This is a genomic window from Streptomyces sp. NPDC058086 (assembly GCF_042885015.1).
Lineage (GTDB): Bacteria > Actinomycetota > Actinomycetes > Streptomycetales > Streptomycetaceae > Streptomyces.
This window is the reverse complement of record NZ_JBHVST010000044.1, coordinates 70,840-87,200: the sequence shown is the minus strand read 5'-3', so window position 1 is coordinate 87,200 and position 16,361 is coordinate 70,840. Positions and strand designations below refer to the sequence as shown.

Below are 16,361 nucleotides of genomic sequence, written 5' to 3'. Positions count from 1 at the left end.
TCCCTGCCCTGGGGGGCTGCCGCCCCCAGACCCCCCCGTCGGCCTGAACGGCCTCGGGGGGCAAAACCCGCCCGGGGGGTAAAAACCCCCCCCCCCCCCCCGCGCCCCCCACAGGGGGGGGGGGGGGGCCCGGGGGCGCCCCCCCCGCGGCGGGGCGGGCAGCGCGAGCGACAGCCGCAGCGGAGCCGCCAGCCATCCCGCGACGGCCCGCAGCACGCGGAACACGGCCCTCTCGCCATAGGCCAGCCACAGCCCGCTCAGCACGGCGGCCAGGGCGTGGGCGGCAAGCATGCCGAACGACGACGTGCCGCCCATGCCGTGAGCCAACTGACCGAGGTGCCCCGCGTGCTCCGAACGCCCCATGGGCATGGACCCCATGGAGCCCAAAGACCCCATGTCCCTCGCGTCCATGGACACGGAGCCCATGGACCAACCGCTCATGCCGTGCCCCACGGAGCCCGTACCGGCGCCCGATGCCGCCGACTGGGCCAACGAGAAGGCCGAGTGGAGCGCCCCCTGTGCGACGACCGCGGCGGACACCACCAGCGCGAGCCCGCGCTCACGGCCCGCCAGACTCCAGCCGACGCCGGTCGTGGCGGCGAACCCGGCGGCCATCGTCCACCAGGGCACGGTGGAGCCCGACATCAGTACGTGACCGAGGGCGGCGAGCAGCACGCAGACGGCGGCGAACACCGCGGCCCGCATCGTGCGCGCACCCCACCCAGCAGTCATGACGGCCTCATCCTCGCATCTGGGCTTCGCTCGTCGCGGGTGGGTACGCACAGCACCCGGGCCCGCCACTCACCCTGAAGAGAGTGATACAGGACACGGCGCCCCGCCGGAACTCGACAGGCGGTCGGGCCGACCTCTACGGGTGAGGGATCATGTGCCGTCCTGGCCCGGACGGACCACCACAGCCAGGGTCTTCACAGCCCCGCTGCGTTCGAAATGCAACGTGAACGAGACGAGATCACCGGCCTGCCGGCCCGCCTTGGCCGGGACCGTCACATCAAGGCCGTACGGGGACATGGCGAGGCTGCCACCGGCCGGGACGACGACCGACGCCACTGTCTGCGCGGAGGCGGAGCGAGCGCCGGTCATGCTGTGTCGGCTGAGGATGCCGGCACCGTCGGCCCCGCGCGACGTCACCTTCAGCAGCCGGTCCGCCGAGCCGCCGCTGTTGGTGATCCGGAAGAAGGCCGCCGTGTCCCGGGCGTCGCCGTAGGGCAGGTACACCTGTCCCCCGGTGACCGTGACACGGGCCGGGCTGCCCGCGTTGCCGTACGCGGTCCACATGCTCAGACCGCCGAGGGCCAGGCCGCACACGGCGACGGGCGCGAGCGTGGCGAGCAGGGTGTCGGTGAGCCGGCGGCGTGTCGGACGCCAATCCTGTTGTCCGGTCATCGGGTACGCCTCCGGGCGGGTGAGGGCCCCCGGCCGCGCAGCCGCAGGCTGTTGCCGACCACCAGTACCGAGCTGGCGGACATGGTCGCCGCGGCGAGCATGGGGTTGAGCAGGCCGACCAGGGCGAGCGGCACGGTCACGAGGTTGTAGCCGAAGGCCCAGACGAGGTTGACGCGGATGGTGCCCAGGGTGCGCCGGGCCAGCAGGACCGCGTCCGCGAGGGCCTCGATGTCGCCGCGTACGAGGGTGACGTCGGCGGCCCCGATGGCCACGTCGGTGCCGGTGCCCATGGCGATCCCGAGGTCGGCGCCGGCCAGCGCGGCGGCGTCGTTCACGCCGTCGCCGATCACCGCGACCCGCCGGCCCTGCTGCTGCAACTCCCGTACGAACTCGGCCTTGTCCTCTGGCGTGCAGCGGGCGTGCACCTGGTCGATGCCCAGGGCCTCGGCAACGGCCCGGGCGGGCGCCTCGCGGTCACCGGTGGCGAGCACGGGCCGCACGCCGAGCCGCCGCAGCCGGTCGACGGCGCGATAGCTTCCGGGGCGTACGACGTCCCCGACCTCGACCAGCGCCTCGGCCACCCCGTCCACGCGGACCAGTACGGGCGTGTGCGCGGCGGCTTCGGCCTCCGGCAGCGCATCCGCGAGCGCGGCGGGCAACTCGTCGTCCGGGGCGAGGAGTTCGACCAGCCGCCCCTCGACCCGGCCGCGCACCCCCCGCCCCGGCAGGGCACTGAACTCGCTCACGTCCGGCAGCCGCTGCTCGCCCAGCTCCCGCCGGGCGTAGGCGCAGACGGCCCGGCCGAGCGGATGTTCCGACCCCTGTTCGACGCCCCCCGCCAGCCGCAGTACCGCGTCGCGGCCGAGTCCGTCCGGTACGGCGGTGACCCGGGCGACGCTCATGTGGCCGGTGGTGAGCGTGCCGGTCTTGTCGAGGACGACGGCGTCGAGGTGCTGAAGCCCCTCCAGCGCCTGCGGGCCAGTGACAAGGACGCCCAGCTGGGCACCGCGGCCGGTGGCGGCCATCAGAGCGGTCGGGGTCGCGAGGCCCAGCGCACAGGGGCAGGCCACGACCAGGACGGCCACGCACGCGGTGACCGCCGCCTGTGGATCGGCGCCGGCACCCAGCCAGAACCCGAGCGCGGTGACGGCCAGCGCCAGCACGACCGGCACGAAGACACCGGCCACCGAGTCGGCCAGCCGCTGGACACGCGCCTTGCCGGCCTGTGCCTCGGTGACCAGACGGGTGATGCGGGCAAGCTGCGTGTCGGCACCGACCGCCGTGGCCCGTACGAGCAGCAGCCCACCGGCGTTGACGGCCCCGCCGACCACGGCCGAGCCCGGCCCGACCTCGACCGGCTCGCTCTCCCCGGTGACCAGGGAGAGGTCCACGGCCGAACTGCCCTCCACCACCTGTCCGTCGGTGGCGACCCGCTCGCCCGGCCGTACGACGAAGACCTGACCGCGCTCCAACTCCTCAATGGGAACGAGCCGTTCGGAATCTCCGTCCCGTACCGACACGTCCTTGGCGGCGAGTTCGGCCAGCGATCGCAGCGCCGCCCCGGTGCCACGCCTGGCCCGCGCCTCCAGGAACCGCCCCGCCAGTACGAACAGCGGTACGCCGACGGCCGCTTCAAGATAGATGTGCGCGACGCCGTCCGAGGCGGAGGGAACGAGGCTGAACGGCATCCGCATCCCGGGATCGCCGGCGCCCCCGAGGAAGAGCGCGTACGCCGACCACGAGAAGGACGCCACCACGCCCAGCGACACCAGCGTGTCCATGGTCGCCGCCGAGTGCCTCAGCCCTCGTACCGCCCGCACGTGGAAGGGCCGGGCGCTCCATACCGCGACCGGCGCGGCCAGCATGAAACACAGCCACTGCCAGTTGCGGAACTGCAGCGCGGGCACCATCGACAGTACGAGCACCGGCACCGCGAGCAACGCGGTGACCAGCAGCCGGTCGCGCTCCTGCCGCGCTTCCTCGGTCTCCCGCCCGACCTCACGCGGCTGCTTCTTGGGCGGCTCGGGGACCGCGGCCGTGTAACCGGCCTTTTCGATCGTCGTCACGAGTTGCCCGACGCCGACCTCCGTCGGATGGCTCACGCGAGCCCGCCCGGTGGCCAGGTTCACGCTCGCCGTCACTCCGTCGAGCTTGCCGAGCTTCTTCTCGACACGGGTCACGCACGCGGCGCAGGTCATGCCGCCGACGGTCAGATCGGTCGTCACCAGGGTGCTCACCGGTTCGGCGCCCATCAGCCGTGTCCCCCCTGCATGTCGCCCATGTCGTCGTCCACGCCTCCGCCTCCGCCACCATCGCCGCCGTCGCGGCTCGTGCCGCTGCCGTGCATACCGGGTGCGACAGGACCGGCGCCGGCACCCACCGCGTAGGACACCGTGAAGATCAGGGCCAGCAGCAGGAGGAAGCCACAGAGTGCGGGCGGGGGCGCCGCCTTCCGCAGGACCGCACCCGCGCCGGTCGAGGAGGCTTGCCGGGACTCATCCATCAACCGCGTCTCCAGGTCACGTCGGACGGCGTCGGTCGGATCGCGCCGTACCGGTTCAGTGGTCGGATCGGCCACCGGCCGGGTTCCGGAGCAGACATGTGGCGCGCGTCACGCGAGGACGGACCGTCCTGTGCGCCACGTCGGCGGACGGACGGCCTGCCCTGCCGACGGATGTGCGTCGGCAGGGCAACCGGCCTACTCGGCCCGGGATCCCGCGGAGCGGCTGCGCAGGACCGCGAACACGGCCGCGGCCAGCCCCAGCACACCCACGATCAACCCGCCGATGCCGAGCCCGCGAGCCGCCGAATCGCTGCTCGACGCGGTCGACTTGGAGCTGTCGGAACTTTTCGGGGTCGCCGACGAGTCGGTCGAGACGCTGCTGCCCTCGTCCTCCGCGCTCTTGGCCTTGAGCTTGAGCACCGGCGCCGGGTTCTCCGGCTCCTCGCCACCGGACGCCTCCTCGATCCAGCGAACGGTCTTGCCGTCGGAGTACGTCTGCAGCGTCTTGAAGGTCAACTGGTCGGTGTCGTCGGGCAGCTGGCCGAAGGCGACGTTGAAGTCCTCGTACTGGCCGGCCCCGATCTTGCCGCCGGTCCAGCTGATCTCGGAGACGGCTTCGGTGATGGTGCCGTCGTCGGTCTTGACGGGCGTCTTGAGCTTCGTGGTCGTCACCTTGGCGGTCCAGCCGTCCTGGGGGGTGACGAGCACGCCGAGGACGGGGTGGTCGGTGGGCAGGAAGACCTGGACCTTGGTGGTACCGGCCGTGTTCTCCTCGTTGGGGACACGGAAGGTCAGAACACCGTCGGTGGCGCCCTTGGCGTAGCTCTCGGGGTGGACGGTGACGTGCGCGGAGGCGACGCCGGCGGCGGCGAGGACCCCGGCGGCGGCGAGAGCGGTGGCGAGGCCGGCACGGCGCAGGGTGGTGCGTGTCGTGGACATGAGTGAGTGGATCTCCGTACTGGGGAAGGGAGGTCGAGGGTCAGATCGCGTACGACGTCCGCGTCGGCGGTCCGCGCCGGTGCACGGCATACCGCAGCCGCGTCCGCCGCAGCGTCCACGTCCCGTCGGCAGCCCGGCGCCCCGATTCCGGTGCGTTCGAGACGCGCCGGAACCCTCTGATCGCCTGCCACCAGGCGGCAATGCCCGGCACGAACGCCACCGCCCACCGCAGCAGCGACCACAGTGCGGCCTCGCCGCGCCGCAGCCACCAGGTCAGCACAAGGGCCGCCGCGACATGGGCGGCGGTGGCGTGCGGCGTCAGCGCGTGGGAGTGGGGATGCGAATGGGACATGCGCATCCCGTGCATGACCATCACGGCATGCGGCCGACAGGCGTCGAACGCCAGGTGCAGCCCTCCTTGGGCCGCGAGCGTCCCACCGCCGATACCGACCAGCGAGCGCTCCCGCCCGCCCAGCAGACAGCCGACTACGAAGACCGGCACGGCGCCGACGCTCTGCACCCACACGGGTGGCGCCACGCCCATGGCCAGCAGGTGTCCCCCGGCGGCGAGCAGCACACACAGCACGGCGAACACGGCCGCGCGCAGACTCCGTACCGCCAGGGACACGCTCACGCCACCCGATGCCGCCATGCAGCCAGAGGATCTCTCCCCTTCACCGCGCATACGCACCACCGCCACGTCCTACCTGGTCAGACCTGCCCCCCTTTACGAGTCGGACGCGGACACCGTTCAGTTCCCGGCTCGGCTGAGGTCTTCCGCGAATCGCGGCGGTGCTCGGCCAGGAAAGGGAGCACGGCGAAGAAGCCGACGCTGAAGGCGGGTTGGGTGAGGATCAACAGCCGTAGTACCGGTGGGAGGTCGCGCCATGTCCGCCGTCGAGGGACTTTCCGGGCTGGTTCTCGGCGAGCAGCAGGCCCCTTCGGGGGACAGGGGCTGGGCGCCGAGGCCGAGGAAGCCGAGGGCGGCCAGTGCGAGGGCGATGCCCGGAAGCCGGAGCAGCCCGTGCCTGGTGACCTGCGGTACGACGGCGGGGAGCAGGTCGCGACGCAGGAGTTGGAGCGGTCCGTCGCCCAGGGCGCGGGTGGCGAGCACGTGCGTGGTCGCCCGTTCCTGTCGGAGCAGAGCGGCCGTGTGCGCGGCCAGCGGGGCCCAGGCGACGGGGGCCACCGCGAGCGCGGGCGCCGCCGAATCGCTCCCCGCCAACGCCGTGACGAGGAACGCGACGAGGACCGGCGGCAGGGCGTTGACGGTGCGGCGAGACGTCCTGAGAAGCGACGGCCTGGCGCGCGACGCTCCGGCCGGGCACCCCGCGTGCGGCGGCGGCCAGAGCCCAGGGTTCGGCGAAGGCGCTGGGCAGCAGGTCGTCGAGCATGCGGCCGAGTACCGCCCCGGCGGGCAGGACGAGGGAGAGCGCGGGCAGCGCCATCCAGCGTGGCCCGTACCGGCCGAGCGCCGGCAGCCAGCCGAGTTGTACGCCGACCAGGGTGGCCAGCACGGAGGCGGTGAGGAACTCGGGCAGCGCGGCTCCGCTGTCACCGGGGCGGCGTCCGGCGAGCCCACGACGCGCGCCGAGCGGCGCACCACCGTCATCGACGCCTTCTTCGACCTCGCCGACACGATCACCACCGTCCGTAGTCTCATCCGACAGTCCTGGACCACCCACCGCTGGGACAACCGCCCGAGGCGACGCCCATGAACCATCTGTCGGCACGGAGGCCCGGTTCGGGAAAAGGAGGGGTGGGTCCGTATCGATGTGCGGCTCGCCGCAGGGGCCCCTGCCCCCCGCGTCCAGGAATAGCCGCGGCCGGCCCCGCGTTGCCGCAGGCATGACGACGAATGCGCCGCGGCCCGAGGTACTGCGATACACCGCCTTCTCCAACGCCCCTGACGGCGGAAACCCCGCCGGCGTCGTTCTGGATGCCACCGCCCTGGACGACAGCGACATGCTGGCTATCGCCGCCGACCTCGGATACTCGGAGTCCGCGTTCCTGACCGCGCCCCCGGAGGGCCTCGGCGGCCAGGAGGGACGGGCTTACAGCGTCCGTTACTTCAGCCCCAAGGCCGAGGTGCCGTTCTGCGGGCACGCCACCATCGCGACCGCGGTCGCGCTCGCCGAGCGGATAGGCCCCGGGGAGCTGGTATTCGCGACGCGCGTCGGCGCCGTGCCGGTGGAGGTGGCCGACGAGGGCGGGACCGTCAGGGCCACACTCACCAGTGTCGAGCCGCACATCGAGGAGATCGCCGACGCCGACCTCACGGAGGCGCTCGCCGCGCTCGGCTGGCCTGCCGCCGATCTCGACCCGACCTTCCCGCCCCGTATCGCGTTCGCCGGTGCCCGCCATCTCGTTCTCGCGGCGGCGACACGCGCGCGCCTCGCTGATCTCACGTACGACTTCGCGCGCCTCGAAGCCCTGATGCACCGCTTGGACCTGACCACGGTCCAGTTGGTGTGGCGAGAGTCGGCCACCGTCTTCCATGTCCGTGACCCGTTCCCCGTCGGCGGCGTCGTCGAGGACCCGGCAACCGGCGCCGCGGCCGCCGCGTTCGGGGCGTACGCCCGCGAGCTCGGCCTGGTCCCCGAGGACGTCGTCCTCACCCTGCATCAGGGCGAGGACCTGGGCCGCCCTGGCGAACTCACGGTGACGCTGCGCGCGGGTGACCCGCGCGTCCGTGTCAGCGGCACGGGAGCTCGCATCAGCTAAAACGCCGGCCATGACGGCTGTGCAGACACAAGTCTGCCCAGCCGTCACAGAGCGTCCCACTTCCACGATCCTTGGCGCGGGATTGCCGCGCCGCCCGGACTTCGGCCGATGCGGCTTCAGCCGGGTCCACTCTTCATGCGTTAAATCTCCCCACCCCAAGCTCATGCCAACGGACGGGCTCGTTGATGAGAGCCGGAAACCGGGACCTCAGGAAACATCCTTCCGCAACGACGCGATGAGACGGTCAAGGTCTCCGCGTGCCGTGTACGTACGGATCGGGTCGATGTAGTCGCGCGACTCGACAATCTGACCGTCCCGGACACGCATGATGAAGACGCAGGGCACCTTGGTCATGGAGTCGTCCGGCAACGTGAACTCATAGGCGAACTCGGCGACGATCACTTCAGGATCGGCGGTCTCGTGAACGACGACATCGACGACCCGCCTCTTCGGCAAGGACTCCCGAACTTCCGGCGGCACCGTGAAGTGCCCCTGGAGCGCACGCCGACTCGTCAACGGCTCGGACTCCGGCGTCGCCATCGGATGCCGGACATCGGTGACCTCGCCATACAGGTCAGGCAACTCGTCGACGTTCCCGTCGGCGACCCCATGAACAAGCCGGAGAAACACCTCGCGCGGACTCAGACTCACAAGACCTCCCCAAGTAAGGCGTACAGGCGGCTGGTGATCACTATGGCGTGATCCAGGCCGGTCTTGCGGACTGTTTCGACCAGCAGCACCCCGCCCGCCCGAGTGACGACCCCACGGCCGTCGTCCTGGACGCGGACATACGGATACAGGTCAGTACGCTTCACCTGAGAAGTGGACTCGGCGCTTGGCACGCCCATCTGCGTCGATGAGGCAACGCCCGTTTCCTGCGACCTGATCCGCCGAACAGGCCCCAAGGCCGAGACCTCCCGATGACGTATGAGCACCTCGTGACGCTCGCCTGCCCGACCAGCCGGGCGGGCGGCAGCGGCAACGAGGGGCATGGCAACCGCAGGTACCTGGCGTACAGGCGGCGCGGCGGACGTCATTTGACAAGGCGAATCCGCGAAGGTTGTCATGAACACATGCTGCGATGCCTTGGGACCTGCTGCACTCGCCGAGCCGAGGGCTCAGACCTGGGCGCCGGTTGCAGCCGGTCACTGGGCGCGGCGTGCGCTAAGACCGTGGGCGCCACCTCCAGGGCAATGGATGGGCGGCTGCCATGGGAGTACGGTCATTGACCGGGCGCCGCGAACTGCTCGACACCGCCCGGGCCGAGTTGACGGCCCGCCCCGGAGTGCTCTTCCACGGTCCCGCGGGGATCGGCAAGTCCATGCTCGTTGCCGCCCTCATGGCGTCCTTGGCCGCGCATGACCGGTCGGCCGGCACGGTGCTGCACTGCTCGCCCGCGGAGGAGGACGCCCGGCTCCCGTTCGTCGGCCTCATCGACCTGTTCTCGCGGGTGCCGGAGAGCTTCCTTGAGCCCCTGGCGCCCGCGCCCCGGGCAGCTCTGAGGGAGGCCCTGCTGCGCGGCCGGGAACCGGTCGGCGATCAGAGCCGCCTCGCCGTGCGCGTCGCCGTCCTCGAAGTGCTGCGTTCACTCGCCGCCACCGACCCCGTTCTGCTGGTCGTCGACGGACTCCAGTGGCTCGACGAGCCGAGCGCCGAGGTGCTCGCCTTCGCCCTACGCCGGGTCGAGGACCTCGACATACGGATGGTGGCCGCCGAGCGGGTGGCCGACGGCGAACAGCCCGAACGGCTGCGCTGCTGTCCGCCGGGCACCGTCGAACTTCCCGTGCCGCCGCTGGCGGACGGCGAGGTGGCACACCTTGTGCGCACCAGCATCGGCGCCGACCTGCCACCGGCGGTGCTGCGCGCGATCCAGGACGCCGCTGCCGGGAACCCGTGGTACGCACTGGAGTTGGGGCGGGCCACCACGCGCGACGGAGGGCCCGTCGGCTTCGGCCGGGCGCTGCCCGTACCCCGAAGGCTGCGTACCCTGCTGCTGGAGCAGGCGCGTACGCTGCCGGACGCAACGCGGCACACTCTCCTCGTCACGAGCGCCGCCGCCCGCCCCAGCCTCACTCTGCTGCGGGCCGCCGGACTCCATGACCCCGCCGCGGACCTCGCGGAGGCCGAACGACTCGGTGTCGCGACGGCCGACGCCGACGGAACCGTACGTTTCCGCCATCCGCTGATCCGGGCCGCTGTCTATGCCGACGCCCCGGAGTACAGCCGTCGGCAGGTGCACGCCCTGCTGGCTCGCGCGGTCACCGAGCCCGTGGAGCAGGCCCGCCACCTCGCTCTCGCCCACCCGCACGAGGACGAGACCACCGCCCGCACACTGATGTCCGCGGCCGGGTCCGCCCGGCGCCACGGCGCACCCGATGCCGCCTTCGAACTGGCCGAACTCGCTGTCCGACGCACCCCCGGCGACCGCTCCGCGGATCGCGCCGACCGGCTGCTGACCGCGGCCGAGTACGCGTGCGACGCCGGACAACTGGAGGAGGCGGGGCAGGCGGCCGAGACCGTCCTCGCCGAGTCGGGCTCGGCACGGCAGCGGGTGCGGGCCCGGCTGATCATGCTGCGCAACGCCGGGCAGGCGCTGGAGGGCGCCCATGAACTGATAGAGGAGGGCCTGCGGGACGCTGCCGGCGACCCGGAGGCCGAGGCCTGGCTGCACCACTGGGCGGCGGTACGCGGCCTGCTGTGCGGGGAGTTGGAGGAGGCGGCCCGGCATGCCCGGCGCGCTGCCCGGCATGCGGCCCGGGCGGGCGACACGGACACCCGGATCGGGGCGCTCGCCACCCTCGCCCGGGTGCGGTCCCTGGCGGGGGAACCCGTCGCCGCCGACGCCGCGCTCGAGGAGGCGCTCACACTGGTCGGCGGCGCCGGCGCCGGCCCGGAGAGCTGGGGACTGATCCGGATGCGGGCGATCCTCGCCCTGGACTCCGACAAGGTGACCGAGGCCCGGGACCAGGTCGCCGGACTCCTCGCGGAAATCGGCGACTTCGCCGGGGTCGAGGAGGTCATGGCCACCTTGGTGTCGCTGACCCGTATTCAGGTGCGCTCCGGGCACTGCCGGGAGGCGCTGCGCACCGCCGCCCGCTGCTCGCGCGCCATGGCCGAGACGGGCGTACAGGCGGCTCCGGCGCTGTACGCGGCGGCGCTCGCGGCGTCCGCGGGCGGCACCGCCGACGAGGCCCGCCACCTCGCCGAGCAGGCGGTACGGGCCTCGGAGGCGGACGGCGACCGGTTGTTCCTGCTCCGCGCGCTGGCGGTGCTCGGGCAGGCCGAATTGCTCGTCGGCGACCCACGGGGGGCCGCGGCCGCGGTCGAGGCGCTGCAACGCGTCAAGGAACTCGGCGAGGCCATGTCCGCCGCCGACCCGCCCTTGCTGCACTGGTACGGCGACTTGGCCGAGGCCCTGGTCGTCCTGGGCGAGACGGACGCGGCCGGGGCTGTGATCCGCGAGGCCCGCACGCGTGCCTCCGGCGATGCGCCCGGGAGCGTACTGGCAGCTCTGGAGCGGGCGGAGGGGCTGCGTGAGGCGGGACTCGGCCGGGCGAAGGAGGGGGCGGTACGGCTGCATGCGGCCGTGGACCGCCTGCGTCAACTTCCTCTGCCCGTGGAGCTGGTGCGCACCCTGATCGCGCTCGGCGCGGTCGAGCGCCGCGCGCGCCGCAGGAACGCGGCGCGAGCGGTCCTCGGCGAGGCCCTGGAGACCGCGACACGGATCGGCGCCGCTCCGCTGGCGACGCGGGCCAGGGACGAGCTGGCGCGGCTGGAAGCCGGAGAGCGGAGCGGTGAGGCAGGCGCGGGCAGGCCCGAACTCACCCCCACGGAAGCCAGGATCGCCGGACTGGTCGGCGGCGGGGCCACCAACCGGGAAGTCGCCGCGGAGCTGTTCATCAGCGTCAAGACGGTGGAAGGTGCCCTGTCGCGGGTCTACCGCAAGGTCGGCGTGCGCTCGCGCACCGCGCTCGCCCATGCGATGGCGGTCGCCGTCATCGCGTCCGGGGCGGCCGTGGATTCCGGCGACGACGACCAAGTAAAGCCCCCGACCCAGGCGGTGATGACGAATCAGGTCGGCCGGGTGCGGATTCCCCGGCGCCTCGACACGCGCCGTTGACGTGACATCCGCGGTTCACGCGACATCCGCAGTTAACACGTGACGCAAGGGTTCCCCCGCTTATGCGGGTGGGGCTGATGTTCCTACGGTGAAGCCGTTCCGCTTCCGGGACACCACCCCCACTCTCCGGAGGACCTCAGTGAAGTCACGCCTGAAACTGCTCGGCCTGGTCGCCGCGCCGGCCCTGCTCGCCGCCGCCGTCCCCGCCGCCTACGCCGCGGGCACCGCTCAGCCCCACTCAACCCGCGCGGCGATCACCGGAGATGTCCTGAAGGGCCTGAACCAGAACGCGACCCACACCGGCAACGTCGCCGCCGGGAAGCGGATATCGGTGGCGATCAGCCTGGCCCCCAGAGACGACAAGGCGCTCGACACCTTCGTCGCCAAGGTCAGCAACCCGCGGTCGAGCTCCTACGGCCAGTACTTGACGAAGCGTCAGTTCGCGGCCCGCTTCGGCCGGACCGACGCCGAGATCAAGAAGCTCAAGGACTACCTGCGCGCGCAGGGGCTCACCGTAGGCACCGTCCACTCGGGGAACCTGCTGGTCGACGCCAGCGGCACCGCCGCCCAGCTGGAGAAGGCCTTCGGCACCAAGCTGTCGACCTGGAAGGACGCCGCGTCGGGGCGCTCGTTCTACGCCAACGACACCGCGCCGACCCTGCCGACCGCCATCGCCTCCCTCGTCAGTGACGTGTCCGGCCTCAACAACCGCGCCCAGCTGCACCACCAGGCGCCCTCCACCGTGACCCCCCACAACGGCCCTGGCGGCGGCTACACCCCGGCCCAGCTCAAGGGCGGCTACAACGTCTCCGGTACGTACACCGGCAGCGGCCAGAAGATCGCGCTGCTCGAGTTCGACGGCTTCCAGCAGTCGAACATCACCAAGTACGACACCAACTACAGCCTGGGCTCGCCCACCCCGACCGTGCAGAAGGTGGACGGCGGCTCCGGCGCGCTCGGCGACGGCCAGGTCGAGGTGGAGCTGGACATCGAGGTCCTGCACGCGATCGCCCCCAAGGCGAACGTCACCGTCTTCGAGGGTCCCAACTCCGACGCCGGTGAAGTCGACACCTACCAGGCCATCGTCGACAGCGGCATCCCGACCACGTCGATCAGCTGGGGCGCCGCCGAGAGCGCGCGCACCACCTCCAACATCAACGCCGTGGACGCCGTCTTCAAGGCGGGCGCCGCCGAGGGCCTCGGCTTCTACGCGGCCTCCGGGGACAGCGGCTCCGACGACGCGGGCGACGGCGGCACCTCCGTCGACTACCCGGCAAGCGACCCGTACGTCACCGGCGTCGGCGGCACCAAGCTGACCGTCACCTCGGCCAACGCGTGGAGCAAGGAGGTGGCCTGGTCCGGGGGCGGCGGCGGCAAGTCCTCCGTCTTCAAGATCCCCAGCTGGCAGACCGCGGTGCAGAAGAGCGCCGGCGGCGGCTACCGCCAGGTGCCGGACGTCTCGGCCCACGCCAACCCCAGCCCCGGTGTCTCGATCTACTCGCAGGGCTCCTGGTCCTCGGTCGGCGGCACCAGCGCCGCCGCGCCCGAATGGGCGGCGTTCGCGGCGCTGTACAACCAGCAGGCCACGGCGGCCGGGAAGGCCAACCTCGGATTCGCCAACCCCGCCCTCTACACGGCGAGCGGCACCGGCTTCCACGACATCACCAGCGGCAGCAACGGCGACTACTCCGCCGCCACCGGCTGGGACTTCACCACCGGATGGGGCTCGTACAACGCCGCGACCCTGGCGAGCAAGCTTCTCGGCTGACCCCAGCGGCTGAAGGCCAACCAGTAAAGCGCGGGCCGGGATCACTCCCGGCCCGCGCTGCGGGTCTGTCTGCGTCCCTGCGGCCCGAACGCGTCCCGACTCCGTCGCACATGAGTCCGCTCGTGGGCCCGGCTCACGGAGTAGGCTGCGCGGCAAGCCTTGCAGGGGGCCGCCATGACGAAGGTCACCATCAGGACGTGACAGTGGCCGCGCGCCGGCTGGTCATGTGGTCTCCAGGCAGCGTTGCGCCGGACTGCGGCAGCCCCGGCAGTCGAGCCATGTGCTGGTGCGGCGAGGCGGTGGAGCACGCCTTGCGTGCCATGGCGGCTCGCCCAGAACAGGCCGAGCAGCCACATGTGTGTCTGCCCGGTGCGTTCCGTGGCCGCATCACCGCACACGCATGCAGGTGCGCCCACCACATGTCCCGGCGGGTGAGGGGGTACGGTCGTCCTTCAACTCCACACGTCACGCTGGTGCTTCATGACCTTCTGTGGTTACCTGGCTGCATGACCGTGCTCGTGACCCGCCGCCACGTTGACTACGTGCGTGTCACCACCTCGGGTTGTTCCGCCGTGAGCTGACGCCCCGCTCCGGCACCTGATCACTCCCCCTCTCCGCACCGCGCCGTCCGCTGCCCCTGTCCGGGCGCGGGGCGCAGCCCTGCGGTGCCTTCGCCAGCCCCCGCGCGCCTCCGTACTTCGCACGCCGCACAAGGGAGAAACATGAGCCAGCCCATCGACTCCGTCACCGCGGGACACACCCCCGAGGACGAGCCCGCAGGCCCCGACACCTCGGCCTGGTCGTTCGAGACCAAGCAGATCCATGCCGGTGCCGCGCCGGACCCGACGACCGGGGCGCGGGCGGTACCGATCTACCAGACCAGCTCGTTCGTCTTCCGCGACACCCAGCACGCCGCGGACCTGTTCTCGCTGGCCGAGCCCGGCAACATCTACACGCGCATCCACAACCCCACCCAGGACGTCTTCGAGCAGCGCGTCGCCGCGCTGGAGGGCGGCGTCGCCGCGGTGGCGCTCGCCTCCGGTCAGGCCGCGGAAACGCTCGCCATCCTGACGCTGGCGTCCGCCGGCGACCACCGCATGTCTTCAGCAGTCGAGCAGCAGTGTCCCCCGGCGTCCGCCGCGGCGGCCCGCTCCTATTGTTGACCCACCCGGTCTCCCCTCCCTCATCTCCTTCCTTTCCACACCAGGCAGCCAGGCCACGGGCCCGCACGGCGGTGATCGTCTCGGATGGTGACAGTCCGTTGACGCCTCCGAGTCACCCATGCTTGCATCGCCGCATGCCACGCCAGTCGCTGACCTGCCGCCGCTGCGTCGACTTGGTACGTGTCGCAGCCGCGCTCTGTTGCGCCGCCATCCGCTGACCAGCCGTCAGTCCGGGCGCCGAACGCCTTGCGCCTCACACCGAGTTCCTGAGCTCGCCCCACCGGTGCGCCGCCGAAAATGTCTGCGCCCGGAAATCTCATGTTGGCTGTACGAGGAGACACTCGTGCCCGTACCCGGGGAGTCCTGACAGGCGTGGCCGTCGGCGCCTCGCTCGGTCTGCTCCTTGTCGGCCTGGTGGGCCTCTCCCGGACCGCTCGGGCCGTCATGTCCGGGCTGGACTCGGGATCGCGCAGGACTGGCTGTTCCTCGCGATCCGACTGCTGGCCCTCCTCGGCAAGGCGAGCGACGCCCTTCTGAGGGCGGCGGAACACCATGTCGTACGCCGGTGGAGCCAGAGCCGCGGCGGGCGCACCCGAACTGCAACCAAAACACATCACAGGAGGACACGTCATGCGCGCGATCGGATTCGAGGAGAACGGCGGGCCCGAGGTCCTGCGCACGGTAGAGGTGCCGATCCCTGAAGCCGGTCCCGGAGAGGTGCTGGTCCGGGTGGCCTACGCGGGAGTGAACTACGCCGAAGTGCAGCACCGCCTCGGCGACTTCGGCCCGCCGAACCCACTCGACATCCCCGGCATGGAAGCCTCCGGGCATGTCGCCGCGCTCGGCGAGGACATCAGCGGACTCGCCGTCGGGGACACGGTTGCCGTGTACCTGCCCGACGGCGGCGGCTACGCCGAGTACGCCGTCGCCCCGGCCCGCTTCACCTTCCCTCTGCACACCCCACGCGGCGAGATCGACCTGCGGACCGCCGGCGGGGCCGCACTCGTCCTGCCCACGGCCTACGGCGTCCTCGCCGGAGCGGCCCGGCTCCGCCCCGGCGACAGCGTCCTGATCCATGCTGCGGCCGGAGGCGTGGGTTCCGTCGCCGCCCAGATCGCCCGTGCACTCGGCGCGGACGCCGTGTACGGCACCGTCGGCAGCAGCGACAAGGCCGAGTACGCCAAGCGTTTCGGATACGACGCGGTCTTCCCGCGGGAGGACTTCCCCGGCGCGGTGCGCGACGCGACCGGCGGGCGAGGCGTGGACGTGGTCCTCGACCCCGTGGGCGGCCCCACGCGCCTTGCCAGTCTGGACCTGCTGGCCCCCTTCGGCCGTGTCGCCTTCTACGGCGAAGCCGCTCGCCACCCCGGCCTGAACCTGCCGCTCCTCCCGCTGTGGAAGAACAATCGCGCGCTGACCGGCTACAACATCGGCGACGTCTCCCGACGCGCCCCCGACCTCCTGCGAACCCATGGTCTGGCAGCCCTGGAGCTCGTCGCCTCGGGAAGCGTGCACATCGATGTCACCGACATCCTTCCGCTGGCTGCCGCGGCCCGGGCACATGAGCGGATGCAGGCGGGACGCAACGTGGGGAAGACTCTGCTGGCCGTATGAAGGGCGGCTGAGGCAGCCGGGAATGTGGCCGCGGCGGCTGCAGCAAGTGGCGGCGGACCCATCGAAACCGTCCGACGGCAGCACGCACACCAGCGTGCCGGGACGCTCGCCGCGGCTGATGGCTCC

General features: G+C 72.0%; 11 protein-coding genes and 4 pseudogenes. 6 read left to right on the top strand and 9 right to left on the bottom strand.

Translation table 11 applies throughout. From position 1 onward, the window contains the following. Positions 1–120: 120 nt before the first annotated feature. The 7 genes and pseudogenes from ACFVWD_RS30020 to ACFVWD_RS29990 all read right to left on the bottom strand — a co-directional run. Positions 121–732 (bottom strand): annotated as a pseudogene (locus tag ACFVWD_RS30020) (hypothetical protein); the annotation flags it as partial. Positions 733–882: 150 nt separating this feature from the next. After that, positions 883–1,404 carry a copper chaperone PCu(A)C gene (locus ACFVWD_RS30015; protein ID WP_389600576.1) on the bottom strand — a complete coding sequence of 174 codons (522 nt, stop codon included), beginning with the start codon at positions 1,402–1,404 and terminating at the stop codon, positions 883–885. Next, positions 1,401–3,656: a heavy metal translocating P-type ATPase gene (locus ACFVWD_RS30010; protein ID WP_389600574.1), complete on the bottom strand. Its 2,256-nt coding sequence runs from the start codon at positions 3,654–3,656 to the stop codon at positions 1,401–1,403. Before ACFVWD_RS30010 ends, ACFVWD_RS30015 begins: the two co-directional genes overlap by 4 nt. After that, positions 3,656–3,907 carry a hypothetical protein gene (locus ACFVWD_RS30005; protein WP_389600572.1) on the bottom strand — a complete coding sequence of 84 codons (252 nt, stop codon included), beginning with the start codon at positions 3,905–3,907 and terminating at the stop codon, positions 3,656–3,658. Before ACFVWD_RS30005 ends, ACFVWD_RS30010 begins: the two co-directional genes overlap by 1 nt. 195 nt (positions 3,908–4,102) lie before the next feature. Beyond that, positions 4,103–4,846 (bottom strand): YcnI family protein, encoded by a 744-nt coding sequence (locus tag ACFVWD_RS30000; RefSeq protein ID WP_389600570.1) that lies wholly within the window; start codon positions 4,844–4,846, stop codon positions 4,103–4,105. Between the two features lie 40 nt (positions 4,847–4,886). After that, a complete protein-coding gene (locus tag ACFVWD_RS29995; RefSeq protein WP_389600568.1) occupies positions 4,887–5,498 on the bottom strand; it encodes a hypothetical protein in 612 nt (203 codons plus the stop codon). A 259-nt stretch (positions 5,499–5,757) separates the two neighbouring features. Further along, positions 5,758–6,441 (bottom strand): annotated as a pseudogene (locus tag ACFVWD_RS29990) (ABC transporter permease subunit); the annotation flags it as partial. Between ACFVWD_RS29990 and ACFVWD_RS29985 the strand changes: the two are divergent. Then, positions 6,439–6,564: pseudogene (locus ACFVWD_RS29985) on the top strand (IS5/IS1182 family transposase); the annotation flags it as partial. The pseudogenes ACFVWD_RS29990 and ACFVWD_RS29985 sit on opposite strands and share 3 nt — an antisense overlap. A 130-nt stretch (positions 6,565–6,694) precedes the next feature. After that, a complete protein-coding gene (locus ACFVWD_RS29980) occupies positions 6,695–7,570 on the top strand; it encodes a PhzF family phenazine biosynthesis protein (RefSeq protein WP_389600566.1) in 876 nt (291 codons plus the stop codon). 207 nt (positions 7,571–7,777) lie between these two features. Here the strand turns inward: ACFVWD_RS29980 and ACFVWD_RS29975 are convergent, their stop codons facing one another. Together ACFVWD_RS29975 and ACFVWD_RS29970 are read right to left on the bottom strand one after the other, a co-directional pair. Further along, positions 7,778–8,200 carry a nuclear transport factor 2 family protein gene (locus ACFVWD_RS29975; RefSeq protein ID WP_389600579.1) on the bottom strand — a complete coding sequence of 141 codons (423 nt, stop codon included), beginning with the start codon at positions 8,198–8,200 and terminating at the stop codon, positions 7,778–7,780. Positions 8,201–8,217: 17 nt separating this feature from the next. Further along, positions 8,218–8,385: a hypothetical protein gene (locus ACFVWD_RS29970; RefSeq protein ID WP_389600581.1), complete on the bottom strand. Its 168-nt coding sequence runs from the start codon at positions 8,383–8,385 to the stop codon at positions 8,218–8,220. 395 nt (positions 8,386–8,780) lie between these two features. On the opposite strand from ACFVWD_RS29970, the gene ACFVWD_RS29965 reads away from it, so the two are divergent. The 4 genes and pseudogenes from ACFVWD_RS29965 (at position 8,781) to ACFVWD_RS29950 (ending at position 16,235) form a co-directional block, all read left to right on the top strand. Next, positions 8,781–11,690 (top strand): AAA family ATPase, encoded by a 2,910-nt coding sequence (locus ACFVWD_RS29965; RefSeq protein ID WP_389600564.1) that lies wholly within the window; start codon positions 8,781–8,783, stop codon positions 11,688–11,690. A gap of 139 nt (positions 11,691–11,829) precedes the next feature. Then, the gene (locus ACFVWD_RS29960) at positions 11,830–13,458 is read left to right on the top strand and encodes a protease pro-enzyme activation domain-containing protein (protein WP_389600562.1); all 1,629 of its coding nucleotides are present in this window, start codon (positions 11,830–11,832) and stop codon (positions 13,456–13,458) included. Between the two features lie 722 nt (positions 13,459–14,180). Next, positions 14,181–14,564, top strand: a pseudogene (locus ACFVWD_RS29955) (PLP-dependent transferase); the annotation flags it as partial. Positions 14,565–15,251: 687 nt separating this feature from the next. Further along, positions 15,252–16,235: a zinc-binding alcohol dehydrogenase family protein gene (locus ACFVWD_RS29950; protein WP_389600560.1), complete on the top strand. Its 984-nt coding sequence runs from the start codon at positions 15,252–15,254 to the stop codon at positions 16,233–16,235. Positions 16,236–16,361 lie beyond the last annotated feature (126 nt).

Bases quoted from the DNA above. Each gene is read 5' to 3' on its own strand.
- ACFVWD_RS30015 (WP_389600576.1), bottom strand. From the start codon at position 1,404: ATGACCGGACAACAGGATTGGCGTCCGACACGCCGCCGGCTCACCGAC.
- ACFVWD_RS30010 (WP_389600574.1), bottom strand. From the start codon at position 3,656: ATGGGCGCCGAACCGGTGAGCACCCTGGTGACGACCGATCTGACCGTC.
- ACFVWD_RS30005 (WP_389600572.1), bottom strand. From the start codon at position 3,907: ATGGATGAGTCCCGGCAAGCCTCCTCGACCGGCGCGGGTGCGGTCCTG.
- ACFVWD_RS30000 (WP_389600570.1), bottom strand. From the start codon at position 4,846: ATGTCCACGACACGCACCACCCTGCGCCGTGCCGGCCTCGCCACCGCT.
- ACFVWD_RS29995 (WP_389600568.1), bottom strand. From the start codon at position 5,498: ATGGCGGCATCGGGTGGCGTGAGCGTGTCCCTGGCGGTACGGAGTCTG.
- ACFVWD_RS29980 (WP_389600566.1), top strand. From the start codon at position 6,695: ATGACGACGAATGCGCCGCGGCCCGAGGTACTGCGATACACCGCCTTC.
- ACFVWD_RS29965 (WP_389600564.1), top strand. From the start codon at position 8,781: ATGGGAGTACGGTCATTGACCGGGCGCCGCGAACTGCTCGACACCGCC.
- ACFVWD_RS29950 (WP_389600560.1), top strand. From the start codon at position 15,252: ATGCGCGCGATCGGATTCGAGGAGAACGGCGGGCCCGAGGTCCTGCGC.